Origin of the sequence: Stenotrophomonas lacuserhaii, assembly GCF_039674585.1 — a bacterium.
GTDB classification, from domain to species: domain Bacteria; phylum Pseudomonadota; class Gammaproteobacteria; order Xanthomonadales; family Xanthomonadaceae; genus Stenotrophomonas; species Stenotrophomonas pennii_A.
Genome location: NZ_JBDJNU010000002.1, coordinates 40,719 through 66,222, shown reverse-complemented (window position 1 = coordinate 66,222; position 25,504 = coordinate 40,719). Strand labels below are relative to the sequence as shown.

Genomic DNA, 25,504 nt, shown 5'->3' with positions numbered 1-25,504 from the left:
GCCCGTTCGGGTCAGGCCGGAACCTTGCGCAGCCTGGCCAGCGCCAGGTACATCGCCGGCGTGGTGTACAGGGTCAGCAGCTGGCTGACCAGCAGCCCGCCGACGATCGCGATGCCCAGCGGGCGCCGCAGTTCCCAACCTTCGCCACCGCCCAGCATCAACGGCAGGGTGCCCAGCAACGCGGCGACGGAGGTCATCAGGATCGGCCGCAGGCGCAGGCGCGCGGCTTCCAGCACCGCATCGTGCGCACTCAGCCCGCGCCGCTCCCCGGCCAGCGCGAAATCAACCAGCAGGATGGTGTTCTTCATCACCACGCCCACCAGCAGGAACAGCCCCAGCAGCGAGATCAGGTTCAGTTCGTTGTTGAACAGCAGCAGCGCCAGCAGTGCGCCGACGCCGGCCGAAGGCAGCGTGGACAGGATCACCAGCGGCTGCACGAAGCTTTCGTACAGCACGCCCAGCACCAGGTACACCGCCAGCGTGGCGCCGAGCAGCAGCCACAGCTGGCGTGCGCGCATCTGCTCCAGCCCGGCCGCTTCGCCGGACAGTTTGGCCTGCACCGTACGCGGCAGCATCAGGGCAGTCATCGCGCCGTTGATGGCGGTCACCGCCTGCTCCAGCCCTACGCCCGGTGCCAGTGCGAACTCGATCCAGATCGAGGCGAACTGCTGGCTGTGTGACACGCGGTCCGAGGCCATGCCATAGCGCCAGCTGGCGATGCTGGACAGCGGAATGCGCCGGCCTTCGCCATCCAGCACCTGCAGCTGCTGCAGGGTGGTCGGGTCCTGGGTATGGCGCGGGTCCAGCTCCATCACCACCCGGTACTGGTTGAGGTTGTCGTACAGCGTGGCGACCTGGCGCTGGCTGAAGGAATTGTTGAGGACGGTGGCGATCGTGCGCAGGTCAACGCCATGCCGCGCGGCGGCTTCGCGGTCGATGTCCAGCACCACCTGGCGCATGCCGGCTTCGCCCTGCGCTTCCACGTCCACCAGCTCCGGCAACGCCTTCAGCGCGGCACTGACCTTGGGTGCCCACTCGCGCAGCGGGGCAAGGTCGGCCGCCATCAGCTGCAGCTCCTGGTTGCCGCTGTCGCCGGACCCTTCCAGGCGGATGTCCTGGTCGACCCATAGGTACAGGTTGCCGCCCGGCAGCGGCGGCAGGTTCGCGCGCAGCCGGTCGATGACCTGCTGGCTGGAGACCTTGCGCTCGGCCAGCGGCTTCATCTTGATCATGATGAAGGCGTTGTTGACCCCCATGCCGCCGCCGATGTACCCGATGATGTCCTCGATCGCCGGATCGTCCAGCAGCAACTGGCGGTAGGCACTGATCTTGGGCTGCATGGCCTGGAACGAGAGGCCGTCGTCACCGCGCGCGAAGCCGCGCAGCTGCGCGGTGTCCTGCTGCGGCACCATGCCCTTGGGCACTTTCTGGAACAGCCAGGCGTTGATCGCGATGACCGCGACGAAGGCCAGCAGCGGCCAGCGCAGGCGCAGCAGGCCCCGGTCCAGCGTGCGCAGGTAGCCGTCGCGCACGCGCTCGAACAGCGCATTGCTGGCGCGCTGCCAGCGTGATGGCGCGTGTTCGGCATCGGTGAACAAGCGGGCGCACAGCATCGGCACCAGGCTCAGCGCCACCACCACCGATACCGCCATCGCCGCCACCAGGGTCAGCGAGAACTCGCGGAACAGGCGTTCGACGAAGTCATCCATGAACAGGATCGAGACGAACACCACCGCCAGCGCAAGATTCATCGAGACCAATGTCGCACCGACTTCGCCCGCGCCGCGGATCGCGGCCTGCCAGCGGTCCGCGCCCAGCTCGCGATGGCGGGCGATGTTTTCCAGCACCACGATCGCATCGTCCACCACCAGCACGGCGGCGACGATCAGGGCCATCAGCGAAAGCGTGTTGAGCGAGAAGCCGAGCAGCGCGATCAACGCCAGCGTGCCGAACAGCACCACCGGAATCGCCACGCTGGGCACCAGCGCCGCACGCCAATGGCCGAGGAAGCCAAGCACCACCAGCACCACCAGCATGATCGCCAGCAGCAGGGTCAGTTCGGCTTCGTGCAGGGTGGCGCGGATCACCGGCGAGCGGTCCATCACCAGCTGCATGTCCACGTGGGCCGGCAGCAGCGCATGCAGCTGCGGCAGCTGCTGCTGGATGGCATCCACGGTGGCGATGATGTTGGCGCCGGGCTGGCGGCTGACGATCAGCAGCACGGCCGGGAGTTCGTTGTGGAAGCCGCTGGAATAGCGGTCCTCCACGCCGTCGGCGACCTGCGCGACATCGCCCAGCCGCAGCGGACGGCCATCCTTGATGGCCAGCGCGAGGTCGCGGTACTGCGCGGCCTCGCGCAGCTGCAGCGGTGCTTCCAGCTGCCATTGCCGCGCGTCGTTGCCGAGCGCACCCAGCGGACGCATCGCATTGGCGCGCGCGATGGCCTGGGCCACGTCATCCAGCGCCAGCCCGGCGTGGTTCAGTGCGTTGGGATCCAGCGATACGCGCACCGCCGGCAACGCACTGCCGCCCACGTGGACTCGGCCCACGCCCGGTACCTGCGACAGCTTCTGCGCCAGCACGGTGGAACCGATGTCATACAGCTGGCCGGGCGAGAGCACGTCCGAGGTCAGTGCCAGCGCGAGGATCGGGGCCTGCGAGGGATTGACCTTGCGGTATTCGGGCATGCCCGGCATGCCGCTGGGCAGCTGCCCGCGCGCGGCGTTGATGGCCGCCTGTACTTCGCGCGCGGCTTCGTCGATGTTGCGGCCGAGCACGAACTCCAGTTCGATCCCGGTCTGTCCCTGCGAGCTGGATGACTCCAGGCTGGTGATGCCGGGGATGCTGCCGAGCGCACGCTCCAGCGGCGTGGCTACCGTGGAGGCCATCGACTCCGGCGAGGCACCGGGCAGGCTGGCACTGACTTCGATGGCGGGGTAATCCACCTGCGGCAATGGCGCCACCGGCAGCAGGCGCAGCGCCAGCAAGCCGGCCAGCACCAGCGCCACGGCCAGCAGCAGGGTCGCCACCGGCCGCTGTACGCAGGCCTGGGCGATGCGCGCGGCCAGGTTCATGCGTCGGCCTCGTCGCCTGCGGTGGTGGCGTCCACGCGGGCGGCCGGACGGCGTCGCTGCAGGCGATCGAACGCCAGGTAGATCACCGGCGTGGTGAACAGCGTGAGCACCTGGCTGACCAGCAGCCCGCCGACCATCACCCAGCCCAGCGGCTGGCGCAGTTCCGCACCGGAGCCGGTGGCCAGCATCAGCGGCACCGCGCCGAACAGGGCGGCCAGGGTGGTCATCAGGATCGGCCGGAAACGCAGCAGCGCGGCTTGGTGGATGGCTTCGCGCGGGGCCATGCCGCGTGTCCGCTGCGCGTCCAGCGCGAAGTCGATCATCATGATCGCGTTCTTCTTGACCAGGCCGATCAGCAGGATGATGCCGATCACCGCGATCAGGTCCAGGTTGCGTCCGCTGAGCCACAGCGCGGCCAGCGCGCCCACCGTCGCCGAGGGCAGGGTGGACAGGATGGTGATCGGGTGGATGAAGCTCTCATAGAGCACGCCCAACACGATGTACATCACCACCACCGCAGCCAGGATCAGCCACAGCGTGCTGGACAGCGAGCCGTTGAATGCCGCCGCCGCACCCTGCAGGCGCAGCTCGATGCTGGCGGGCAGCTGGATCGTGGTGCGCGCCGCTTCCACCGCGGCCACTGCCTCGCCCAGCGAGGCGCCGGGGGCCAGGTTGAACGACAGCGTGGCGGCCGGGAACTGCCCGACATGGTTGCGCAGCAGCGGGGCAGGGCCTTGTTCGATGCGTGCCACCGCACCCAGTGGCACGGTCTGCTCCTGCGCGTTGCGCACGCGCAGTCCGGCGATCGCCTCCGGCCCGGGTTGCTGGGCCGGGTCGGCTTCCAGCACCACGCGATACTGGCTGGCCTGGGTGAAGATGGTGGAGATCTGGCGCTGTCCGTAGGCGTCGTACAGCGCATCGGCCACTGCTTCCACCGACACGCCCAGGCGAGCTGCCGCATCGCGGTCGATCACCACGCGCGCCTGCCGGCCCTGCATCTGCAGGTCGCTGGCCACGTCGCGCAGGGCCGGCGAAGCACGCAGTTCCTGCAGCAGCGTCGGCGTCCACTGCTGCAGCGTGTCCAGCTCCGGGCTGGTCAGGGTGAACTGGTACTGGCTGCGGCTGATGCGGTCTTCGATGCCCAGCTCCTGCACCGGTTGCAGGTACAGGGTGATGCCGGGAATGTCGGCTACGCGCTGTTGCAGGCGCGCCATCACGCTGGCGATGTCACCGGCGCCGCCGCCACGTTCGCCATGCGGCTTGAGTTCGATCAGCAGCCGGCCGGTGTTGAGCGCGGCGTTGTTGCCGTCCACGCCGATGTACGAGGACAGGCTGGCCACCGCCGGGTCCTGTTCGATCGCCGTTGCCAGGGCCAGCTGGCGCTGGCGCATGGTCTGGAAGGAAATGGCCTGCGGCGCTTCGCTGATGCCCTGCACCAGGCCGGCATCCTGCACCGGGAAGAACCCCTTCGGCACGGCCAGGTACAGCGCCACGGTGAGCAGCAGGGTGGCCACGGTGGCGACCAGCATCAACGGCTGGCGCTGCAGCACCCACTGCAGCTGGCGGTCGTAGAGGGCGATGATGCGGTCGAAGATGTCGCCCTTCTTCCCGCCGGCACCCTCGTGCTTGTGCGCGCCGGGCCGCAGGAAGCGCGCGCAAAGCATCGGGGTCAGCGTCAGCGAGACCAGCAGCGAGATGCCGATCGCCACCGCCAGCGTGATTGCGAATTCGTGGAACAGCGCGCCGACCAGGTCGGCCATGAACAACAGTGGGATCAGCACCGCGATCAGCGAAACGGTCAGCGAGATCAGCGTGAATCCGATTTCCTGCGCGCCCTTCAGCGCGGCGTTCATCGGGGTCTCGCCTTCCTCCAGGTGCCGCGCGATGTTCTCCAGCATCACGATGGCATCGTCCACCACGAAGCCGGTGGCAATGGTCAGCGCCATCAGCGTGAGGTTGTTGAGCGAGAAGCCGGCCAGCAGCATCACCGCGAAGGTGCCCACCAGTGACAGCGGCACCGCGATGCTGGGGATCAACGTGGCCGATACGCTGCGCAGGAACACGAAGGTCACCAGCACCACCAGCCCGATCGCCAGCACCAGTTCCTTCTGCACGCCACGCACCGAGGCACGGATGGATTCGGTGCGGTCGCTCAGCACCTCCAGCTTCACTCCGGCCGGCATCGATGCCTGCAGCTGCGGCAGCAGCAGGCGTACCCGTTCCACCAGCGCGATGACGTTGGCGCCAGGCTGGCGCTGGATGTTCACCAGCACTGCCGGGGTGGTGCCGGACCAGGCCGCCAGCTGCCGGTTTTCGGCGCCGTCGGTGATGTTGGCCACGTCGCCCAGCCGCAGCGGCGCGCCTTCGCGCCAGCTCAGCACCAGCGCGCGGTACTCGTCCACGCTGCGCATCTGGTCGTTGGCATCCAGCATCACCGCGCGGATCGGGCCATCGAAGCTGCCCTTGGGCAGGTTGACGTTGGCCGCGGCGATGGCGGTGCGGATGTGGTCCATGCCCAGCCCGTTGGCGGCCAGCGCGGCCGGGTTGACCTGGATGCGCACGGCGGGGCGCTGGCCACCGGCCAGGCTGACCAGGCCGACGCCGGGCAGCTGCGCCAGCCGCTGCGCCACGCGGGTGTCCACCAGGTCGTGCACCTGCGGCAGGGCCATGCCCTGCGAGGTCACCGCCAGGGTCAGGATCGGGGTGTCAGCCGGATTGACCTTGCGGTACACCGGCGGCACCGGCAGGTCATCGGGCAGGAACCCGCCGGCCGCGTTGATCGCCGCCTGCACGTCCTGTTCGGCGACGCCGAGCGATACCGCCAGGTCGAACTGCAAGGTCACCACCGACGCGCCGCCGGAGCTGGTGGAGGACATCTGCTTCAGCCCGGGGATCTGTCCCAGCTGCTTTTCCAGCGGTGCGGTGACCATGCGCGTGGTCAGCTCCGGGCTGGCACCGGGATACAGCGTGGTGACCTGGATGATCGGGTAGTCGACCTGCGGCAGGGCCGCTACCGGCAGCAGCCGGTAAGCCAGCACGCCGGCCAGCAACAGCGCCACCATCAGCAGCGTGGTCGCTACCGGACGCAGGATGAAGGCGCGCGACAGGTTCATGCGCCGGCCTGCGCAGCGTCCTCGCTGATGATGCGCACGGCGCTGCCGTCTTCCAGTCCGTCGATGCCTTCCACTACCACCTTCTCGCCGGCCTTCAGGCCGCTGCGCACGGACACGCGCGTGCCGTCGGCCGGGCCCAGCACCACGTCGCGGCGCTGCGCCTTGTCGTCCTTGTCGATGACGTGCACGTAGTTGCCCTTGCTGCCGAACTGCACCGCGGCATCGGGGATCACCACCGCATCCTGCGCACCCAGCTGCAGGCGGATGTTGACGAACTGGTTGGGAAACAGCGCGTCGTCGGCATTGGCGAACCGTGCCCGCAGCTTCAACGTGCCGGTGGCGGTGTCGATCACGTTGTCCACGCTGGAGAGTTCCCCACGGCCCAGTTCGGCGCGTTCTTCGCGGTCCCAGGCCTGCACCGCCAAGGCGGGCTGGCCGCGCACGGCGTCCAGCAGGGCCGGCAGTTCCGGTTCGGGCACGGTGAACAGCACGCTGATCGGCGCGGTCTGCGCCAGCGTCACCAGGCCCTCGGCATCGCTGCTGCGGATCAGGTTGCCGACATCCACGCGGCGCAGGCCGACGCGGCCACTGACCGGCGCGGTGATGCGGGTGTACTGCAGCTGCAGCTTCGCCTCATCCACGGTGGCCTGGTCGCTCATGCGACGGCCCTGCAGCTGGCGCACCTTGCTCTGCTGGTCGCTCAGCTCCTGCCCGGAAACATAGTTCTGTGCCTGCAGTTCGCCGAAGCGCCGCAGCTGGCGTTCGGCGTTTTCCAGTTCGGCCAGGTTCTGCTGCTGGGTGCCTTGGGCCTGGGCCAGTCGGACCTCGTACGGCCGCGGATCGATCTGCGCCAGCAGGTCGCCGGCATTCACGTGCTGGCCTTCGTTGAAATGCAGTTTCAGCAGTTCGCCATCCACGCGGCTGCGCACCACCACGCTGTGCAGCGGGGTCACCGTGCCGATCGCCTTCAGCCGCAGCTGCAGCGGTTCTGCGCTGGCGCGGGCGATGCGTACCGGGGTCGGCTTGCGGCCGCCCGCATCGTCTGCCACTACGTCGGCGCGCGGCCATGCCCACCATGCCAGCAGCACCGCAAGCACGACGACGGAAGCTGCCAGCAGCAGCGTGCGGTTACGGCGGGGGCGCGACGGTAGGTCAAGCGGCATGGGTCATCCTGCACCCTGCGATGGCGCAGGGACGTGCTGCGCCAGGATCATCACTGCAGGCCTGGCAACGTGGGGAGGGTTGTCTGGCGGGGCCGCAGAAGCAGCGTGGCTGGATGCCGCCGCTCGCGCGACGGGCCGCCATGGTAGCCAATTGCGCGGCAGGTTTCCGCATGACCTTGGTCATGGTAGTGACGGCCGCTGGCCGTCACTACCTGTCTTAGTGAACTTCGTCGTGGTACACAAACTTCGGCATTTCCCAGCGATAGTGGATCGCCAGCAGGCGCAGTGCGAAGCCGCCGGCCAGGCAGCACAGGATGGCGGTGTTGTCGGCCACGTTCCAGTGCAGAAGCGACAGGTAGGACGCGCCGGTCAGCAGCGAAATGATCGCGTACAGCTCCTTCTGGAAAATCAGCGGCACTTCGTTGCACAGGATGTCGCGCAGCACCCCACCGAAGGCGCCGGTCAGCATGCCCGCGATCAGCACGATCGGCGTGGCATGGCCGCCATCGCGGGCGATCGCGCAGCCGATCAGGGTAAAAGCGATCAGGCCCAGCCCGTCCAGCACCAGGAAAGTACGACGGAAGTGGTGCATCCAGCGCGCCACCCAGGTGGCGATCAGCGCGGCGCACACGGTGAAGCCGAGGTATTCGGGATGCTTCACCCAGGCCAGCGGATAGTGGCCCAGGATGATGTCGCGCAGCGATCCACCGCCGAGGGCGGTGACGCAGGCGATCATCACCACGCCGAACAGGTCCATGCGGCGGCGGCCGGCGGACAGCGCACCGGTCATGGCTTCGGCGGAAATGGCGATCAGGTAGATGATGGACAGCAACATGGGCAGGCTCCGGATGCGGTGGGGCCGGCCACGCGATACGCACCACCGATGCAGGCGCATCAACGAACGAAGGTGACCGGTGCCGCTCCCGCTGTCCTTTTGCCTGAGAGTTCAGCGGACGAGCCCGCGTGCCCCTTCGGCGGATCCTTGCGGATCTCTCTCCAGCTCGGCGATTGGGATACATGGTTGGTGGAATGCCATTCCACCGGCCTGAGCGATCATGGGAGCCTGCGCCTTCGGCGGGTGCCAGCGTGGCACCACTCTCCTGCATCCGGCACGTAGTGTAGCCGCTGGCGGTGGTTGGGAGATAATCGCGGCATGGCCCGCCCCGACACGCCCTGGTTCCTGTACCTGCTCGAATGCCGGGACGGCAGCTATTACGCGGGCATCAGCACCGATGTGCAGGCGCGCTTTGCCGCCCACCAGGCAGGCAAGGGCGCGCGCTATACCCGTTCGCGCCCGCCCGTGCAGGTCCTTGCGGTGCGCCAGTACCCGGACCGCGCGCAGGCCTCGCGTGCGGAGTGGCAGCTGAAAAAGCAGCCGCGTGCGCGCAAGCTGGCGTGGTTGAGCCAAGCGCTGTAACACCGCCTTCCGTCCGCCGAGCATGGCTCGGCGCTACCACGGCAACCCCGGTAGCGCCGACCCACGGTCGGCGAGCGCAGCGGTCACCCCGATAGCGCCGACCCATGGTCGGCGAGCGCAGCGGGTGTGCCGGTCACTCGCGCGGTGGTTCCTTCGGCGGTTTCACGTCGCCGAAGATGATCCGCGCGCTGCGCTGGTAGCTCCAGTACGCCACCGCCCAGTTCAGCAGCACCACCACGCGGTTGCGGAAGCCGATCAGGAAGAACACGTGGGCGGCCAGCCAGAACCACCAGGCGAGCACGCCGGACAGCTGCAGCTTGCCCAGGTGCACGATGGCGGCCATGCGCCCGATGGTGGCAAGGTTGCCGTAGTCGGCGTAGGTGAACGGCCCTGGCGCGGGTTTGCCGTGCAGGCGTGCGCGGATGGTGTCGGCCACGTGCTTGCCCATCTGCTTGGCGGCTGGCGCCACGCCGGGCACCGGCCGGCCATCGGCTTGGGTCAGGGCGGCAAGATCGCCGGCCACGAACAGCTCCGGGTGGCCGGGCAGGGTCAGGTCGGGCTGTACCAGCACGCGTCCGGCGCGGTCGAGCGGGACGTCCAGCGTGGCGCCAAGCGGCGAAGCAGCCACGCCGGCGGCCCAGACCACGGTGCGCGCCGCAACGAACTGCTCGCCCAGCTGGAAGCCCAGGCTGTCGATGGAGGTCACCGGCGCGCCGGTCAGTACTTCCACGCCCAGCTTTTCCAGCTGCCGGCGCGCCTTCAGCGAAAGCACGTCGGGGAAGGTGGACAGCACCCGCGGCCCGGCTTCCACCAGCCGCACCTTGGCCGATGCCGGGTCGATGTGGCGGAACTCGTTGCGGAGCGTGTGGCGGGCGATCTCGGCCAGGGTGCCGGCCAGTTCCACGCCGGTGGGTCCCCCGCCGACGACCGCGAAACTCAGCCACGCGGCCTTCTTTTCCGGGTCCGGCTCGGCCTCGGCGCGCTCGAACGCCAGCAGCAGCTTGCGGCGCAAGGCAATGGCGTCATCCAGCGTTTTCAGGCCGGGCGCATCCCTGGCCCATTCGTCGTGGCCGAAATAGGCGTGGGTGGCGCCGCTGGCCAGCAGCAGGGTGTCGTACTCCAGCGAGGTGCCATCCACCAGCCGCACGCTGCGTGCCTGCTTGTCGATGCGGCTGACTTCGCCCAGGCGCACTTCCACATTGCGTTGCTGGCCGAGGATATGCCGCAGCGGCGCGGCGATGTCCGGGGCGGACAGGCCGGCGGTGGCCACCTGGTAAAGCAGCGGCTGGAACAGATGGTGGTTGCGGCGATCGACCAGGGTGATACGGATGCGCTCGCTGGCCAGGGCGCGGGTCGCCCAGAGGCCGGCGAAACCACCGCCGACGATGACCAGGTGGGGGGTGCGCTCGCGCGTCATTCGCGTGGCTCCAGTAGGGGGGCATCCGGATGATCGCATGTCACACGTATCGCTGCCGGTGTGGAACATACTGTCCGCACACCCTCGTCAGCCTGGAGCAGGTATGTCCGAGCCGGAAAAGCGCATTGCCCTGTTGATCGACGCCGACAACGCGCCCGCATCGAAGATCGAAGAGGTGCTGGCCGAGGTGGCCCGGCACGGCGTGGCCAACGTCCGTCGCGCCTACGGCAACTGGAAAAGTCCCAGCCTCAAGGGCTGGGAAGCGGTACTGCACGAGTACGCGATCCGTCCGATCCAGCAGTTCGCCTACAGCCGCGGCAAGAACGCGTCGGACATGGCGATGGTGATCGATGCGATGGACCTGCTGTACGCGCGCAACCTGGATGGATTCGCCATCGTGTCCAGCGATGCCGACTTCACTCCGCTGGTGATGCGCCTGCTCACCGACGGGGTCAAGGTGTATGGCTTCGGCGAGAAGAAGACGCCGGATCCGTTCGTCAACGCGTGTTCGAAGTTCACCTACCTGGAAGCGTTGGGGCAGGCCCATGCCAGCGCCCCGGACGCGCATCCGGAAGGCGCCGTCGCCGGCGAGACGGGCGACACAGGCAGTGAAGCACGGCCACGCAAGACCGGCGCGGAAATGCGCAGCGACACCAAGCTGGTCAACCTGCTGCGCCGCGCGGTGGCATCGGCCGAAGGCGAGGATGGCTGGTCGCACCTGGGGCCGGTGGGCAGCCAGATCGGCAACCAGGCCTCGTTTGATCCACGCAATTACGGCTACGGAAAGCTCAGCGATCTGCTGGCCGCCATCGGCCTGTTCGAGATGAAGAAGGAGGGAAAGTCGTCCTTCGTGCGCGCGCTGGCGAAGAAACCGGCCGCCAGGCCAGCCGCCAAAAGGGCCGCCAAGACCAGCAACACCGAACTCGGCTGACCGGCGTATCGTAGCGGTCCCGCGCCATGCCGGCGCACGTTTGCCTGCAAGGAAAACCACATGTTGAAGATCTGGGGCCGCCGCAATTCCAGCAACGTGCGCAAGGTGCTGTGGTGCGCCGAGGAGATCGGGCTGGCGTATGAGTCGATCGAAGTCGGCGGCAGCTTCGGTGGCACCCAGGCCGCCGAGTACCACGCGATGAATCCCAACGGACTGGTGCCGGTGATCGAAGACAACGGGCTGCCGCTGTGGGAATCCAACGCGATCGTGCGCTATCTGTCGGCGCGTTATGCGCTGGGCACGCTGTACCCGGAAGACGCGGCCGAGCGCGCGCACGGCGAGAAGTGGATGGACTGGACCACCTCGCGGATGGCGCCGTTGTACAGCGAGCTGATCTGGGGCGTGATGCGTACCGCACCGGCGGATCGCGATGAGGTCCGCATCAACGCCGCGCTGGTCAAGGCCGGTGACCTGCTGGCGATGGCCAATGCTGCGCTGTCGAAGCAGCCGTGGTTGTCCGGCGACCGCTTCGCGATGGGGGACATCCCGTTGGGTGCGCTGGTGTACGCGTGGTTCGAGATGCCGATCCAGCGTCCGGACCTTCCACACCTGGCGGACTGGTATGCGCGCCTGCGCGAACGCCCGGCCTACCAGCGCGGCGTGATGACCGGGATGAGCTGAGGCCGGTCTGCGGGATTGACGGCCAGAGGCCGTCCCTACCAAAGGCGCCGTGACGGCCAGTGGCGGGGCAGCGCCGAGCCATGCTCGGCGAGCGCAGCGGCGTGACCACCCACGGTCGTCACCCACCACAGCCCGCCGTCACTACCCATGCCGGGTCAGTACAGATCCACCGGATCCACGTCCAGCGACCAGCGCACCTTGCGCGCCTCCGGCAGGCCGTGCAGCAAGGGCGCCACATGGTCCAGCACGGCGTGCAGTGCGGGCCGCTGCGCGCTGGACAGCAGCAGCTGCGTGCGCTGGTAGCCCGCCCGTCGTGGCATCGGTGCAGGCATCGGCCCGAACGCTTCCAGATGCGGCTGTTCGCCCACCAGCGCACGCACGGCGAGCAGGAACGCATTGGCCTGTTCGACCTGCTGCGCTTCGGCGCGCAGCAGCGCCAGATGGGCGAACGGCGGGAAACCGGCGGCCTGGCGCTGGTTGAGTTCGGCCGCAGCGAACGGGTGGTAGCCGCCGTTCACCAGGGTTTCCAGCAGGGGGTGGCCAGGATGGTGGGTCTGCAGCCAGACCTCGCCAGGGTCGCGCGCGCGCCCGGCGCGGCCGGCCACCTGGATCAACTGCTGGGCCAGCTTTTCGGTGGCGCGGAAGTCCGAAGAGAACAGGCCTTCGTCGATGCCCACCACCACCACCAGGGTCAGTTTCGGCAGGTCGTGGCCCTTGGCCAGGATCTGCGTGCCGACCAGGATGCCGGGCTGGTCACCGAGCCGGGCCAGTTGGTGTTCCAGCGCGTCGCGCCGCGAAGTGGTGCTGCGGTCGATGCGCACTACCGGCACGTCCGGGAACGCCTGCACCAGGTGTTCCTCCAGCCGTTCGGTGCCGATGCCCTGCGGCTGCAGCGCCAGGCTGGCGCAGGCCGGGCAGGCCAATGGGGCGGCTTGTCGTGCACCGCAGTGGTGGCACTGCAGGCGCCGGCCCGCGCCGTGCACGGTCATCGGCGCATCGCAGCGTTGGCAGGGCGCGGTCCAGCCGCAGTCGTGGCATAACAGCACCGGCGCATAGCCACGGCGGTTCTTGAACACCAGCACCTGCTGGCCGTTGCGCAGGTGCTCGGCGATGCCTTCCAGCACCTGCGGTGACAGGCCGTCGCGAAGCGGACGCTTGCGCACGTCCAGGATGCGCACGCGCGGCGGCATTGCATCGCCGGCACGCACCTTCAGCCGCAGGTGGGTGAAGCGGCCGGCATGGGCGTTGTGCAGCGTTTCCATCGCCGGGGTGGCGCTCCCCAGCACCACCGGGATGCCCAGCGCCTTGGCCCGCACCAGTGCGAAATCGCGCGCGTGGTAGCGGATGCCGTCCTGCTGCTTGTAGCTGTTGTCATGTTCCTCGTCGACGATCAGCAGGCCCGCGTCCGGCAGCGGCATGAAGATCGCCGAACGGGTGCCGACGATCACCCGCGCTTCGCCGCGCGCCGCTGCCGCCCACACGCGGGCGCGCTCGTTGTCGTTGAGGCCGGAGTGGTAGGCATGCACGGCAATCCCGAGGCGGCCGCGGAAGCGCGCCAGGGTCTGCGGAGTGAGGCCGATTTCCGGCACCAGCACCAGTGCTTGCCGGCCCTGCGCCAGGCACTGGATGATGGCCTGCAGATAGACCTCGGTCTTGCCACTGCCGGTGACCCCGTCCAGCAGGAACGGGGCGAAACCCTGCGCGGCGGTGATCGCCTGCACTGCGGTGGCCTGCTCCGGATTCAGCGTGGGGCCGCCCAGTGGACGGGCCTGCAGCGGTGCCACCGCCAGCGCCACGCGCTCGGCCAGGCCGCGCTTGGCCAGGCTGCGTGCCGCCGTGCGCCAGTCGTCCATCCGCGCGGCGATCACGTCTTCGTCGACCACCGCTTCGGCCAGCAGTTCGGCCAGCTGCCGCGGCCGGCTGCCGGCGCGCAGGCTGCCCCGCTGCTCGCGACCCTCGGCAGAAAGCTGCCAGCCCCAGTGGTGGGTTTCCGGCAGCGGCTCTCCATGCCGCAGCGGGCCGGGCAAGGCGGTGGACACCACTTCTCCCAGCGGCGCATGGGTGTACCGGGCCAGCCATTGCAGGCTGTGCCACAGCTCGCCCCGCAACAGCGGCGCCGGGTCCAGCCAGGCAAGTGCCTGGCGCAGGCTGGCCGCAGGGTCGCCGCTCCCCGTTCCCACCACCACGCCTACCAGCTCGCGCGGTCCGAACGGCACCCGGATCCGGCAGCCGATGATCGCTTCCGGGGCGTTACCGTCCGGTGGCAGGTAGTCGAACAGCTGTGGCAACGGAACCGGCAGGGCAACGCGCAGGGTGGGCAGGGGAGCATCCATATGCGCAGTGTACCGACCTGCCGAAAGGCCTTGGCGCGCGTATTCAGGGCCGTCACTCTTCAGTGAAGAGTGTCTAAACATGAGGTAAATATCGGAGTCCATTGGAGATTAAGGGTTATCCACATCTTCTGTGGATAAGTCTGTGCGTTAGCCGAGGTGGAACACAGCAAGTGCCGATGCCGACGGACTTCATCTTTTCGTGGTCAAAAAATAGCCATACAATATTAATCAGTATAATCAACGACTTACATGTAAAACGCCGCTGAAACATAACGAACGCAAGCTCCGGGCATGAGGAGCTCCCCGAATTCTTGACGCTGTGCACAACGTGCAGCACGAACGCCTGTGAGTAGCAAGCCCTCGGCGTCGCTGGTTGGTAGCAGCTATCATTCCGCGTGAATTCCTGGAGTCCCTGATGACGGCAGCGTCCGCCTCTTCATCCCCTACTGCGGCCGGTGCGTTGTCGGCGTTTCTGCGTGGCGTCGAACGCCGTGCGCTGGTGGTCGCCGAACTGCAGACCGGTGATGCCGCGCGCGCTGAACAGGCGCTGGTCGCGGTCATGCGCGCGTTTGCCGCCGTCGCCAGCGATCTCCCGATGGCACAGTGGCCGCCGCGCTTCTGGGCGCTGCTGGCGGCCCGGCAGGCGCTGCGTGACACGCCGACCGGCCGCTGGGAGGGCGGACTCGCCCACCTTGGCAACCTGCAGCCGCTGGTCCGCCTGGCCTTGCTGCTGCGGATAGGTGCAGGGCTGGATGAAGATACCGCCGCACGCCTGCTGGATACCGATGTGGACGGTTACCAGGAGGCCCTGGCCGCTGCCTGCCCCCGCGATCTGCAAGGCAATCCCGACGCGCAGGCCTGGCGGGGGCTGGCCGAGCAGGTCCAGCAGCAGATCCGTGAACTGCCCGCCCAGCGCCTGAAGGAACTGCAGCAGCCGGTGGCGGCGGCCAGGAAGGACGATGCGCCCAAGACCTGGCGCGCCCCGGCAGCCGAACAGCACACGCCGTCATCGCCGCCCCGGCGGCGGTCGTCGCAGCAGCAACGCCGTTGGCGTGGGCCGGCGATCCTGCTGGGGACCGTACTGGTACTGCTGCTGGCCGGGCTCGGATGGCGCGCCTGGCAGGGGCGGGTACCCGATGCACCTGCCGTCGTCCCCGACGGCGCGGTAGGCGAGGCCGGTCCGGTCACCGTGGAAGCGTTGGAAGGCGAGCCGCCGAAGGTCGCCGCCGCCGCCGCCGATCCGATGGCGACAGAAGATGCGGCCATGCTCGCCGACCGTGATTTCCCGCTGCTGGCCGATGCCGACCTGCATGCCTGGTCGGCCGCGGGCGGACCGCTGCCGGTCGACGAATCGCAGGCCAGGCCGACCCGGCCGGAGCCGGTGGCGGCCGCGCTGGAAACGGCGGCTGCCGATGAGTAAGCGTCTGTGCGCGCTGGTGTTGCTGGGCGCCGCCGGGCTGGCACAGGCCGCCCCTGACCGCACCGCGCTGCCGCTGTCGGGGCCTGGAGGCCCCGGCGCCATCGGCAGTCCCGCCGCCCCGGTGGCCGTGCCGTGGCAGCAGCTCAGCGCCGAACAGAAGCGTCAGCGCCGTAGCCAATACGACGCGTGGCGGGCGATGAGTGAGTCCGAACGGGCGCGCGTGCGTGAGGCAGCCGGGCGTTTTGCCGCCCTGCCGCCCGCCAGGCAGCAGGAGCTGCGTGACCAGTTCAATGCGCAGGACCAGGCATTCCGCGATGGCTGGCGTCTGGGGCCGTTGCTGGGCGAACACTTCAGCCGGCTGCAGGGCATGTTCGGCTACGTCCCGGAAAACCAACGCGATGCCACCCTGGCGACACTGCGGCAGCTGACTCCGGCGCAGGTGTCGCAACTGACGCTGGTGGCACAGCGCACGCCGCCGCAGCAGCGCGATACGGTGCGCACGGAGTTCCTGTCCGTGGCGCCGGCCCAGCGCGATGCCTGGCTGGCCCGGCAGGTCGGGCGCTAGGCGGCAGGCAGCGCGGGCCCGGCGGGAGCAGCGTGACGACCAACGGTCGTCACCCACCAGGGCAACGGTCGTCACCCATCAGGCAACGGTTGTGATCGCCCCGGAACGGGTAAGATGGCGGCCCGCAACCCGGTGTCTGTGCCCTTCGCGCGCAGCCGTAGTCGCCGACCTCCGCAGCATCATGTCCATCGCATCCCCCGCCCCGCGCTTCAGCCAGGAAGTGCGCGCCACCGGCATCCTTGCGTTGCCGCTTGTCCTGGGCCATGTCTCCACCGGCCTGATCTCTTTCGTCGACAACGTGATCGCCGGCCACCACGGCACCCACACGCTGGCCGCGGTGACCATCGGGACCGCGCTGCTGTGGCTGCCGATGCTGATCCCGATCGGCACGCTGATCTCGCTCACCGCCTCGGTATCGCAGCTGCACGGGGCCGGCCGCGAGCGCGAAATCGGGCCGCTGTTCCGCCAGGCCCTGTGGCTGGCGCTGGGCCTGGGCCTGATCATGTTCACCTTCCTCAGCGTGGTGCCGCCGCTGTTGCCTGCCTTCGGCATCGCGCCGGATATCGTGCCGGGCGCCACCGCGTTCCTGCATGCGGTGCGCTGGGGCGGTCCGGCACTGACCCTGTACTTCTGCATGCGTTATCTCAGCGAGGGCATGCACTGGACCCTGCCGACCATGCTGATCGGCTTCGGCGGGCTGCTGGTGCTGGCGCCGATGGGCTACGTACTGGCCAATGGCAAGCTGGGTTTCCCGGAGCTGGGCGCCGAAGGCCTCGGCATCGCCTCGGCGATCATGATGTGGCTGCAGGCGCTGTGCTTCGGCGCTTATCTGTGGAAGACCCGGCGCTTCGAACACCTGCAGTTGTTCAGCCATTTCGAAGGCCCGCGCTGGCGTGCCATATGGGACCTGTTGCGCACCGGCCTGCCGATCGGCATCACCGTGCTGATGGAAGGCGGGCTGTTCATCGTCACCGCGCTGCTGATCGGCCGGCTGGGTGCCAACGAGGCCGCCGCGCACCAGATCGCCATCAACGTCGCCCAGCTGTGTTTCATGATCCCGATGGGCGTGGCCGAGGCCACTACCGTGCGCGTGGGCCATTCGGTCGGGCGCGGCGATGGCCATGGCGTGCGCAGCGCGGCGTGGGCCGGCTACGCAATCATCATGGGTACCCAGACAGTGTCCGCGCTGGCGCTGCTGTTCGGACACGATGCCATCGTCGGGGTGTACACCAACGACCTGGCGGTGGCCGGATTGGCCTCCACGCTGCTGCTGTACGCGGCCGCCTTCCAGTTTCCCGACGGCATCCAGGTGCTGTCGGCCGGCGCGCTGCGTGGCCTGAAGGACACCCGCGTGCCGATGTTCATCGCCATGTTCGCGTACTGGGGCCTGGGCATGCCGCTGGGTGCCGCGCTTGGCCTGGGGCTGGGCATGGGGCCGCAGGGCATGTGGATCGGCCTGATCGTCGGGCTGACCGCCGCCGCCATCCTGATGGGCTGGCGCCTGCATCGCAGCGGTGCGCGCGTGGGCCAGTCAGCGCTGTCCTGAATGCCAGCAGCGTCCGCCGCGCTTCACGGCGGCACCCTTACTTGTGTCCGATGCTGCGGGCAACCACACCCGTTATGCTGATCCCGCAATTTCCACGGCAAGACGCCAACCGGAGCAATCCATGAACCAAACCGTGCCACCGCTGCCCCCCGCGCGACGCAATCCCATCGCGGCATTCTTCATCGGGCTGTGGGACGTGATGAACTTCACGCGGCGTCTGATCCTCAACGTGCTGTTCTTCGGCCTGCTGTTCTTCATCCTGGTCGCGCTGGTCGTGGCGGCCGGCATGGGCGCGGGCGCAAGCAAATCGCTGCAGGACCGCACCACGCTGGTGATCGCGCCCGAAGGCCGGCTGGTCGAACAGTTCAGTGCCGACCCGGTCAGCCGCGCCTTCGCCAAGGCGATGGGCGATACCAGTGCCGAAGAGATCCAGCTGCGCGACCTGATCCGTGCGATCGATGCGGCGCGCGAGGACAAGAAGATCGAGCGGGTGGTGCTGGAACTGGACAAGCTGCAGCCGTCCGGCTTCGCCTCGCTGCGCGAAGTCGCCGCTTCGCTGCAGCAGCTGCGTGCCTCCGGCAAGCAGCTGGTGGCCTACAGCGAAAGCATGGGCCAGTCGCAGTACCTGTTGGCCGCACAGGCCGACGAGGTCTACCTGGACCCGATGGGTGCGGTGCTGCTGGAAGGCCTCGGCCGCTACCGCCAGTACTTCCGCACCGGCCTGCAGGACAAACTCGGCGTGGACGTGCACCTGTTCAAGGTGGGCGAATACAAGTCCGCCGCCGAACCGTACGTGCTGGACGCCGCATCGCCGCAGGCCAAGGAAGCGGACCTGTACTGGATGAACGACGTCTGGCAGCGCTACCTGGGTGACATCGCCAAGGCGCGTCGCCTGGATCCGGCACAGCTGGCCGCCGGCATCGATACGTTGCCGGAAGGTGTGGCCGCCGCCGGGGGTGACCTGGCCAAGTTCGCCCTGCAGCAGAAGCTGGTCACCGCGCTGAAGACCCGCGAAGAGTTCGAAGACCTGATGATCGAACGCGGCGTGGCCGACGGCGATGCCGATGGCGGCTTCCGCAACATCAACCTCGGCGCCTACCTGGGCCAGGTCGACGCACGGCGCAGCCCGGTGGATTCGCGTCCGCAGGTGGCGGTGGTGGTGGCGTCGGGCGAGATCAGCGGCGGTGACCTGCCGGCCGGTCGCATCGGCGGCGAGTCGACCTCCGCGCTGCTGCGCGAAGCCCGCGACGACGATGACGTGAAGGCCGTGGTGCTGCGCGTGGATTCGCCGGGTGGCGAAGTATTCGCCTCCGAGCAGATCCGCCGCGAAGTGGTGGCGTTGCAGGCCGCCGGCAAGCCGGTGGTGGTGTCGATGGGCGACCTGGCCGCCTCCGGTGGCTACTGGATCAGCATGAATGCCGACCGCATCTATGCCGATGCCTCGACCATCACCGGTTCGATCGGCATCTTCGGCATGGTGCCGAACGTGGCGCGCGCGCTGGACAAGATCGGCGTGCATACCGACGGCGTGGGCACCACCCGCTTCGCCGGCGCGTTCGACATGACCAAGCCGCTGGACCCGGCCGTGGGCCAGGTGATCCAGTCGGTGATCGACAAGGGGTATGCGGACTTCACCGGTCGCGTGGCCGATGCGCGCAAGAAGCCGGTCGAGGCCGTGGACGAAGTGGCCCGTGGCCGCGTCTGGTCCGGTGCCCAGGCCAAGGAGCGCGGCCTGGTCGATGCCTTCGGCGGCCTGAAGGACGCCGTGGCCGACGCTGCGGGCCGGGCCAAGCTCGGTGCCGATGACAAGTACCGCGTGCGCTACATCGAAAAGCCCGCCACGCCGTTTGCCCAGTTCCTCGGCGGTTTCGCCGGCAGCCACGCTGGTGCCTGGATGCTGGCCGAATCCGGCGTGGGCCGGATGGTGTTGGCGCGGACGATGCCGGAAGTGGATACCCAGCTGCGCTTCGTGCAGAACGCCGCGCGCGAGCAGGGCAAGGGCACCCCGGTCAAGGCGCTGGCCTACTGCTTCTGCGGCTTCTGACCGCTGCCCGACGGTAGCAGCCGACCTCGGTCGGCGCTACCTGGCACTGATCATTCCTTCTCGGCGCGCTCTTCCTGGGCGCGCCGTTTTTGTTCGGCATCATCGAGCGTCTGCTGCGCGCCGCGCGCTTTTTCCAGTGGCGCCTGCACGCTGCGCGCCAGCGCCTTGGGCTCTGGTGGTTTGTCCTGCGGCGGGACCGCGGGGCGCTGGCAGGCGGCCAGCGAGGCCAGTGTGATGATCAGGGCGAAGGTTTTCAGCTGGTGCATCGAAGATCTCCCGGCGACGGCGCTATGCTTGCCGCATCGTTACACGGGCAGCGCCCGGATGGGAGTTCAAGATCGTGACTGCGCAGCGCTGGCGGCTGGATGGACAGACCGCCCTCATCACCGGAGCCAGTGCCGGCATCGGCCTGGCGATCGCACGTGAACTGCTCGGCTTCGGTGCCGACGTGATGATCGTGGGCCGCGATATCGACATGTTGGAAAGTGCCCGCGACGACCTTGCCGATGAGTTCCCCGCACAGGCGATCCACGCCCTGGCCGCCGACGTGTCCGACGACGAGGACCGGCGTGAGATCCTGGACTGGGTCGAAGACCATGCCGACGGGCTGCATGTCCTGGTCAACAATGCCGGTGGCAACATCACCCGGCCGGCCATCGATTACACCGAAGACGAATGGCGCAACATCTTCGAGACCAACCTGTTCTCGGCCTTCGAGCTGTCGCGCTATGCGCATCCGCTGCTGGCACGGCATGCCGCTTCGGCCATCGTCAACGTCGGCAGCGTGTCCGGCCTGACCCACGTGCGCAGCGGGGCGGTGTACGGCATGACCAAGGCCGCCATGCACCAGATGACCCGCAACCTGGCCGTCGAATGGGCCGAAGACGGGATCCGGGTCAACGCGGTGGCGCCGTGGTACATCCGCACCCGGCGCACGTCCGGGCCGCTGGCCGACCCGGATTACTACGAGCAGGTGATCGACCGCACGCCGATGCGCCGGATCGGTGAGCCGGAAGAGGTCGCCTGCGCAGTGGGTTTCCTGTGCCTGCCTGCCGCCAGCTATGTCACCGGCGAGTGCATCGCGGTGGACGGCGGTTTCCTGCGCTACGGGTTCTGACCCGGGGTCAGGGCACCGCGCAGCTGCTGGCTTCCAGCACTGCCTGCACGCGCAGGCGCTCGTCGCGGGCCTGCGCCTGGGAGTCCGGGGGCGCAAAGCTCTCGCGCCCGCGTGCATCGCGCAGCCGTTGCTGCCATGCGCCACAGCGCTGCGCCGGGTCCACTTCGCTGCAGGCATCGCGCACCATTTCACAGCTTGCCGCGGTACCCGGCGCGATGCTGCCGCCCAGCCCGCTGATCGACATCACCACGCACCGCGGCGGGGCGGCTTCATACTCATGGAAATACTGGCCGCCGCCGCTGGAGGTGCAGCGGAAGATGACCGGCGGCGGAGGCCGGTCCGCGACGGCGCCGGCATTGGCCGCGGCCTCGGCGATAGCGCGTGCGCGGATCACGTCGCTGTCCAGGATCGCATCGCCGCTGCCGGCTGGCGCGCCCGTTGCGGTGCCGGTGAGCTGGTCGCTGTCGAGCACGCCGGCGGCGACCGGCGCGGGCGAATCGCCCAGCGCCGTGGATGCGGTCGAGGCGGCCGATGCATTGCGCCGCTGGATGATCTGCGCCGTGCCGGATGGGCAGGGGGCGTCCTGCACGGTTACCTTTGCATCGGCATCGGTGCAGCGGAACACGATGTCTTCATTGGCCGATGCCGGCTGCGCGCTCGCCAGCGCCAGCACGGCCAGGCAGATCCAGGTCTTCATCCACCGATTGTAGCGGTGCACGGCGCCATCAGCGTCCGCCGCAGTCCTGGTCCAGGCGCGCATCGATGCCGCGCTGCTCGCGGGTGATCGCCGATCGCTCGCCCTGCAGGGCGCTGTTGTAGCGTCGGTCCAGGTCCCAGCGCTGGTCACGCAGGCGCGCACAGACCTCCTGCGGTGGCAGGGCGTTGCACGTATCGCGCACCAGGATGCTGCCTGCCGGGAAACTGATCCCGTGCGTGATGCCATGCGGGGGCCGCTGTCCGGGCCCTGCGTTGCCGCGGCCTTCGGCGCGGATCGGCGGCAGTCCGGGCTGGCCCGGGCCGTGCCACGGACGGTGCCCGCCGCCGACCCACCCGCTGGTCCACAGCGGCACCCAGCGCGGATTGCCCTCGTTGCTGTCGCTCAGGTACCGCCGGCCCTCTTCGGTCACACATTCGTACATCGGCTGCGGCGGCTGCACGTAGACATGGCGGATTTCGCGCTGCACCTGCGCGCTGCTGGCGGCAGGCGTGGCGACGTCGTCGGTGCTGGCACGGCGCGGCGGTGGATCCTGCGGCCGCTGCATCTGTCGCACTTCCTGTCGCCCGCTGCTGCAGGGGCTGTCCTGCAGCGTGACCGCGCCGCTGCTGCCGACGCAGCGATAGATCCGCACGCTGTCAGCGGCAGGTTGTGCCGGGGCCGCCAAGGCAAGCACCGGCAGCAGGACGGTCAGCAGGGCAGGGGATGCGCGCATGGCCCATCGTGCGGTATCGGGCGCGGCGGCGCCAGCGGCTCAGAACCGCAGGACATTGCCGCTCAGGCCATCGCGGATCGGCGTGGGCTGGGCCAGGCCGCCGGTATCGCCATCCAGCAGGCCGTCGAGCAGCGACAGCAGGCGCGGGTCCAACTCGGCACGGGTGCGGGCAGGCGGCTCGCCGGCCAGGTTGGCGCTGGTGGACACCAGCGGCCCGCCCCATGCCCGGCACAGCGCTGCCACCAGCGGATGCGCGCTGATGCGCACGGCAAGCCCGCTGTGCTCCCCGGTAACCCACTTCGGGGCGCGGGGGCCGGCAGGCAGGATCCAGGTGTTGGCGCCAGGCCAGCTGGCCAGCACTTCGCGCTGTCGTTCGTCCGGCAAGGCGTCCAGCACCGCCCAGCCCTGCAGCTGCTGCAGTTCGGCGGCGACCAGGATCATGCCTTTCTCCACCGGCCGCTGCTTCAGCTTGAGCAGCGCGTGGACCGCCATCTGGTGGCCCGGGTCGCAGCCCAGGCCCCACACCGCTTCGGTGGGGTAGGCGATGACCCCGCCGGCCCTCAGGCTGGCAACCGCGCTGATCAGGTTGAGTTCTTTCATGCCGCCAGTATCCGCCTGCCGCGCCCAAACCGGTAGCGCCGAGCCCGTGATCCTGGTGGGTGACGACCGTTGGTCGTCACGCTTCCCGTTCTCCGCCGAGCATGGCCCGGCGCTACCAGGACCTGCCGGATCAGCCGGCGGTCTTCTTCGCCACGGCCTTCCTGGCGACCTTCTTCACCGCTTTCCTGGCGGTCTTCTTGGTCGCTTTCTTGGTGGCCTTCTTCACCGCGATCTTCTTGGCGGCGACCTTCTTCGGCGCGGCCTCCTTCTTCACGGTCTTCTTGGCGGCCTTCTTGCCGAAGCCCTTGCGCACCGGCTTGCCGGTTTCTTCCATGAACTGCTGCGCTTCGGCCAGGGTCAGCGAGGCCGGCTCGCGATCCTTGGGGATCTTGCCGTTCATCTTGCCGTCGCTCAGGTACGGGCCGAAACGACCGTTCAGTACCTGGATCTCGCTGCCGTCGAATTCCTTGATGATCCGGTTGCGCGCGATCTCTTCCTTTTCCTCGATCAGGAAGACCGCACGGTCCAGGTCGATCGTGTACGGATCGTCTTCCTTCTTCAGCGAGGCATAGGTGCTGCCACGCTTGGCGAACGGGCCGAAGCGACCGATGCCGACGCTGACGTCCTCACCCTTGTCCTGGCCCAGCGCGCGCGGCATCAGGAACAGCTCCAGCGCGTCTTCCAGGCTGATGGTGTGCATGCTCTGGCCGGGACGCAGCGAAGCGAACTTCGGCTTGTCCTCGGCATCTTCGGCGGTGCTGCCGATCGCCGCATACGGCCCGAAGCGGCCCAGCCGCACGCTGACCGGCTTGCCGGTCTTGGGGTCGGTGCCGAGCTCGCGCGCGCCACTGGCTTCGGCCCGGTCGACCGACTCGTTTTTCTCCACCACCAGCTTGTTGAACGGCTCCCAGAAGCGGGCCATCAACGGAATCCAGTCCTCTTCGCCACGCGACACCGCATCCAGCTCGTCTTCGAGCTTGGCGGTGAAGTCGTAATCCACGTACTGGGTGAAATGGCTGGACAGGAACTTGGAGACCGCGCGACCCACGTCGGACGGGCGGAAGCTGCGGCCTTCCATTTCCACGTACTTGCGGAACTGCAGGGTCTGGATGATCGAGGCGTAGGTCGACGGACGGCCGATGCCATATTCTTCCAGCGCCTTCACCAGCGCCGCTTCGGTGAAGCGCGGCGGCGGCTGGGTGAAGTGCTGGTCGGCCACGATGCGGTCCAGCGGCACGCGGTCGCCGGGCTTCATCAGCGGCAGCTTGCGGCCTTCGTCTTCGTCGTCGGCGCTCTTGGTGTCCTTGCCTTCTTCGTACACGGCCAGGAAACCGGCGACCACCACGGTGGTGCCGCTGGCACGGAACACATGTTCGCTGCCGGCAGACAGGTCCACGCTGACGGTATTGAGCGTGGCCGGGATCATCTGGCAGGCCACCGAACGTTTCCAGATCAGCTCGTACAGCTTGCGCTCGTCGTCGGTCAGGAAGCGCGACACCTGTGCCGGGGTCCGCAGCGCGGAGGTCGGGCGTACTGCTTCGTGGGCTTCCTGCGCGTTCTTGGACTTGGTCTGGTAGGTGTTGGGCTGGTCCGGAAGCGAGGCGATGCCGTAATCACGGGCGATCACGTCGCGGATCTCGGCCAGCGCGTCCTGCGACAGGTTGACCGAGTCGGTACGCATGTAGGAAATCAGGCCGACGGTGCCTTCCTCGCCGATCGCCACGCCTTCGTACAGCTTCTGCGCGACCTGCATGGTCTTGCGCGTGGTGAAGCCCAGCTTGCGCGAAGCTTCCTGCTGCAGGGTGGAGGTGGTGAACGGCGGTGCCGGGCGGCGCTTGCGTTCCTTGCTGGCCACGTCGGTGACATGCAGGCTGCCCTGGGCGGCCTGCTGGATGCGCAGGCGTGCGGCTTCCGCGGTGTCGCCGTCGGTGACGGTGAACTGTTCGAACTTCTGCCCGTCCAGCTTGATCAGCTTGGCGTTGAACGGCTGCGAAGGATGCGCGCAGGCCGCGGCGATGGACCAGTACTCGCGGGCGATGAAGGCTTCGATCTCTTCCTCGCGTTCCACGATCATGCGCAGCGCCGGGCTCTGCACGCGGCCGGCGGACAGCCCGCGCTGCACCTTGCGCCACAACACCGGGGACAGGTTGAAGCCGACCAGATAGTCCAGCGCGCGGCGTGCCTGCTGCGCATCGACCAGGTCGGCGGCAATGGCGCGCGGCTGGTTCATGGCTTCCTTGATGGCGCGCGGGGTGATTTCGGTGAACACCACCCGCTGCATCGGCTTGTCGCCGACCAGGCCGCGTTCCTTCAGTATCTCGGCGATATGCCAGCTGATCGCTTCACCCTCGCGATCCGGATCGGTCGCCAGGAAGATGTCGTCGGCGCCCTTTGCGGCTTTGGCGATGGCATCGACGTGCTTCTCGTTCTTGTCGATGACGTCGTAACGCATCGCGAAGTTGTTGTCCGGGTCGACCGCGCCTTCCTTGGGTATCAGGTCGCGCACATGCCCATACGAGGCCAGGACGGTGTAGTCCTTGCCGAGGTATTTGTTGATCGTCTTGGCCTTGGCGGGCGATTCGACGATGAGCAGGTGCTTGGGCATGAGATCGCTTTTGTGTGCGCACGGCCGGGAAGGGCCGCTAGGGTGGAG

The 25,504-nt window shown here is 68.4% G+C and carries 19 protein-coding genes and 2 riboswitches; of the genes, 8 read left to right on the top strand and 11 right to left on the bottom strand.

Annotation, left to right across the window (positions count from 1 at the left end):
- Nucleotides 1-11: 11 nt before the first annotated feature.
- From ABE522_RS01080 to ABE522_RS01065, 4 genes are all read right to left on the bottom strand, one after another.
- Entirely contained in the window at nt 12-3,074 is a 3,063-nt protein-coding gene (locus ABE522_RS01080; protein ID WP_346589968.1) for an efflux RND transporter permease subunit, read from the bottom strand.
- Nucleotides 3,071-6,187, bottom strand: coding sequence for a multidrug efflux RND transporter permease subunit (locus ABE522_RS01075; protein ID WP_346589966.1), 3,117 nt, complete (start codon nt 6,185-6,187; stop codon nt 3,071-3,073). The genes ABE522_RS01080 and ABE522_RS01075 overlap by 4 nt, the downstream gene beginning before the upstream one ends.
- On the bottom strand, nt 6,184-7,350 hold the full coding sequence (locus tag ABE522_RS01070) for an MdtA/MuxA family multidrug efflux RND transporter periplasmic adaptor subunit (RefSeq protein ID WP_346589965.1): 1,167 nt from the start codon (nt 7,348-7,350) through the stop codon (nt 6,184-6,186). Before ABE522_RS01070 ends, ABE522_RS01075 begins: the two co-directional genes overlap by 4 nt.
- Before the next feature lie 217 nt (nt 7,351-7,567).
- A complete protein-coding gene (locus tag ABE522_RS01065; protein WP_042614497.1) occupies nt 7,568-8,185 on the bottom strand; it encodes a trimeric intracellular cation channel family protein in 618 nt (205 codons plus the stop codon).
- Nucleotides 8,186-8,266: 81 nt separating this feature from the next.
- A riboswitch (glycine riboswitch) is annotated at nt 8,267-8,360 on the bottom strand.
- A gap of 12 nt (nt 8,361-8,372) precedes the next feature.
- A riboswitch (glycine riboswitch) is annotated at nt 8,373-8,463 on the bottom strand.
- Nucleotides 8,464-8,503: 40 nt separating this feature from the next.
- On the opposite strand from ABE522_RS01065, the gene ABE522_RS01060 reads away from it, so the two are divergent.
- Complete coding sequence (locus ABE522_RS01060) at nt 8,504-8,767, top strand: GIY-YIG nuclease family protein (protein ID WP_346589963.1); 264 nt, start codon at nt 8,504-8,506, stop codon at nt 8,765-8,767.
- Nucleotides 8,768-8,900: 133 nt separating this feature from the next.
- Here the strand turns inward: ABE522_RS01060 and ABE522_RS01055 are convergent, their stop codons facing one another.
- Nucleotides 8,901-10,184, bottom strand: coding sequence for an NAD(P)/FAD-dependent oxidoreductase (locus tag ABE522_RS01055; RefSeq protein WP_346589961.1), 1,284 nt, complete (start codon nt 10,182-10,184; stop codon nt 8,901-8,903).
- 103 nt (nt 10,185-10,287) lie between these two features.
- On the opposite strand from ABE522_RS01055, the gene ABE522_RS01050 reads away from it, so the two are divergent.
- A complete protein-coding gene (locus ABE522_RS01050; RefSeq protein ID WP_346589959.1) occupies nt 10,288-11,115 on the top strand; it encodes an NYN domain-containing protein in 828 nt (275 codons plus the stop codon).
- Nucleotides 11,116-11,175: 60 nt separating this feature from the next.
- Nucleotides 11,176-11,796 carry a glutathione S-transferase family protein gene (locus ABE522_RS01045; protein WP_346589958.1) on the top strand — a complete coding sequence of 207 codons (621 nt, stop codon included), beginning with the start codon at nt 11,176-11,178 and terminating at the stop codon, nt 11,794-11,796.
- 155 nt (nt 11,797-11,951) lie between these two features.
- On the opposite strand, the gene ABE522_RS01040 is transcribed toward ABE522_RS01045, so the two are convergent.
- Nucleotides 11,952-14,129, bottom strand: coding sequence for a primosomal protein N' (locus tag ABE522_RS01040; protein WP_346589956.1), 2,178 nt, complete (start codon nt 14,127-14,129; stop codon nt 11,952-11,954).
- Nucleotides 14,130-14,544: 415 nt separating this feature from the next.
- Between ABE522_RS01040 and ABE522_RS01035 the strand changes: the two genes are divergently transcribed.
- From ABE522_RS01035 to sppA, 4 genes are all read left to right on the top strand, one after another.
- Entirely contained in the window at nt 14,545-15,549 is a 1,005-nt protein-coding gene (locus ABE522_RS01035) for a hypothetical protein (protein ID WP_346589955.1), read from the top strand.
- A complete protein-coding gene (locus ABE522_RS01030; protein WP_346589954.1) occupies nt 15,542-16,114 on the top strand; it encodes a DUF3106 domain-containing protein in 573 nt (190 codons plus the stop codon). Before ABE522_RS01035 ends, ABE522_RS01030 begins: the two co-directional genes overlap by 8 nt.
- A 181-nt stretch (nt 16,115-16,295) precedes the next feature.
- Nucleotides 16,296-17,660 (top strand): MATE family efflux transporter, encoded by a 1,365-nt coding sequence (locus tag ABE522_RS01025; protein WP_346589953.1) that lies wholly within the window; start codon nt 16,296-16,298, stop codon nt 17,658-17,660.
- A 121-nt stretch (nt 17,661-17,781) separates the two neighbouring features.
- The gene (gene sppA, locus ABE522_RS01020) at nt 17,782-19,704 is read left to right on the top strand and encodes a signal peptide peptidase SppA (RefSeq protein WP_346589951.1); all 1,923 of its coding nucleotides are present in this window, start codon (nt 17,782-17,784) and stop codon (nt 19,702-19,704) included.
- Nucleotides 19,705-19,754: 50 nt separating this feature from the next.
- Here sppA and ABE522_RS01015 read toward each other — a convergent pair whose 3' ends face one another.
- Nucleotides 19,755-19,970: a hypothetical protein gene (locus tag ABE522_RS01015; RefSeq protein ID WP_346589950.1), complete on the bottom strand. Its 216-nt coding sequence runs from the start codon at nt 19,968-19,970 to the stop codon at nt 19,755-19,757.
- 74 nt (nt 19,971-20,044) lie between these two features.
- Here ABE522_RS01015 and ABE522_RS01010 point away from each other — a divergent pair, with 74 nt between their 5' ends.
- On the top strand, nt 20,045-20,821 hold the full coding sequence (locus ABE522_RS01010; protein ID WP_346589949.1) for an SDR family oxidoreductase: 777 nt from the start codon (nt 20,045-20,047) through the stop codon (nt 20,819-20,821).
- Between the two features lie 7 nt (nt 20,822-20,828).
- Here ABE522_RS01010 and ABE522_RS01005 read toward each other — a convergent pair whose 3' ends face one another.
- The 4 genes from ABE522_RS01005 to ABE522_RS00990 form a co-directional block, all read right to left on the bottom strand.
- Nucleotides 20,829-21,518: a hypothetical protein gene (locus tag ABE522_RS01005; RefSeq protein WP_346589947.1), complete on the bottom strand. Its 690-nt coding sequence runs from the start codon at nt 21,516-21,518 to the stop codon at nt 20,829-20,831.
- A gap of 28 nt (nt 21,519-21,546) precedes the next feature.
- Nucleotides 21,547-22,251, bottom strand: coding sequence for a DUF4124 domain-containing protein (locus ABE522_RS01000; RefSeq protein WP_346589945.1), 705 nt, complete (start codon nt 22,249-22,251; stop codon nt 21,547-21,549).
- 39 nt (nt 22,252-22,290) lie between these two features.
- A complete protein-coding gene (gene tsaC, locus ABE522_RS00995) occupies nt 22,291-22,851 on the bottom strand; it encodes an L-threonylcarbamoyladenylate synthase type 1 TsaC (protein WP_042614483.1) in 561 nt (186 codons plus the stop codon).
- Between the two features lie 130 nt (nt 22,852-22,981).
- Nucleotides 22,982-25,456 (bottom strand): DNA topoisomerase I, encoded by a 2,475-nt coding sequence (locus ABE522_RS00990; RefSeq protein ID WP_042614482.1) that lies wholly within the window; start codon nt 25,454-25,456, stop codon nt 22,982-22,984.
- Nucleotides 25,457-25,504: the final 48 nt, after the last annotated feature.

Excerpts from the sequence above, each read along its gene's own strand:
- ABE522_RS01080 (WP_346589968.1), bottom strand. The coding sequence starts at position 3,074 with ATGAACCTGGCCGCGCGCATCGCCCAGGCCTGCGTACAGCGGCCGGTG.
- ABE522_RS01075 (WP_346589966.1), bottom strand. The coding sequence starts at position 6,187 with ATGAACCTGTCGCGCGCCTTCATCCTGCGTCCGGTAGCGACCACGCTG.
- ABE522_RS01070 (WP_346589965.1), bottom strand. The coding sequence starts at position 7,350 with ATGCCGCTTGACCTACCGTCGCGCCCCCGCCGTAACCGCACGCTGCTG.
- ABE522_RS01065 (WP_042614497.1), bottom strand. The coding sequence starts at position 8,185 with ATGTTGCTGTCCATCATCTACCTGATCGCCATTTCCGCCGAAGCCATG.
- ABE522_RS01060 (WP_346589963.1), top strand. The coding sequence starts at position 8,504 with ATGGCCCGCCCCGACACGCCCTGGTTCCTGTACCTGCTCGAATGCCGG.
- ABE522_RS01055 (WP_346589961.1), bottom strand. The coding sequence starts at position 10,184 with ATGACGCGCGAGCGCACCCCCCACCTGGTCATCGTCGGCGGTGGTTTC.
- ABE522_RS01050 (WP_346589959.1), top strand. The coding sequence starts at position 10,288 with ATGTCCGAGCCGGAAAAGCGCATTGCCCTGTTGATCGACGCCGACAAC.
- ABE522_RS01045 (WP_346589958.1), top strand. The coding sequence starts at position 11,176 with ATGTTGAAGATCTGGGGCCGCCGCAATTCCAGCAACGTGCGCAAGGTG.
- ABE522_RS01040 (WP_346589956.1), bottom strand. The coding sequence starts at position 14,129 with ATGGATGCTCCCCTGCCCACCCTGCGCGTTGCCCTGCCGGTTCCGTTG.
- ABE522_RS01035 (WP_346589955.1), top strand. The coding sequence starts at position 14,545 with ATGACGGCAGCGTCCGCCTCTTCATCCCCTACTGCGGCCGGTGCGTTG.
- ABE522_RS01030 (WP_346589954.1), top strand. The coding sequence starts at position 15,542 with ATGAGTAAGCGTCTGTGCGCGCTGGTGTTGCTGGGCGCCGCCGGGCTG.
- ABE522_RS01025 (WP_346589953.1), top strand. The coding sequence starts at position 16,296 with ATGTCCATCGCATCCCCCGCCCCGCGCTTCAGCCAGGAAGTGCGCGCC.
- sppA (WP_346589951.1), top strand. The coding sequence starts at position 17,782 with ATGAACCAAACCGTGCCACCGCTGCCCCCCGCGCGACGCAATCCCATC.
- ABE522_RS01015 (WP_346589950.1), bottom strand. The coding sequence starts at position 19,970 with ATGCACCAGCTGAAAACCTTCGCCCTGATCATCACACTGGCCTCGCTG.
- ABE522_RS01005 (WP_346589947.1), bottom strand. The coding sequence starts at position 21,518 with ATGAAGACCTGGATCTGCCTGGCCGTGCTGGCGCTGGCGAGCGCGCAG.
- ABE522_RS01000 (WP_346589945.1), bottom strand. The coding sequence starts at position 22,251 with ATGCGCGCATCCCCTGCCCTGCTGACCGTCCTGCTGCCGGTGCTTGCC.
- tsaC (WP_042614483.1), bottom strand. The coding sequence starts at position 22,851 with ATGAAAGAACTCAACCTGATCAGCGCGGTTGCCAGCCTGAGGGCCGGC.
- ABE522_RS00990 (WP_042614482.1), bottom strand. The coding sequence starts at position 25,456 with ATGCCCAAGCACCTGCTCATCGTCGAATCGCCCGCCAAGGCCAAGACG.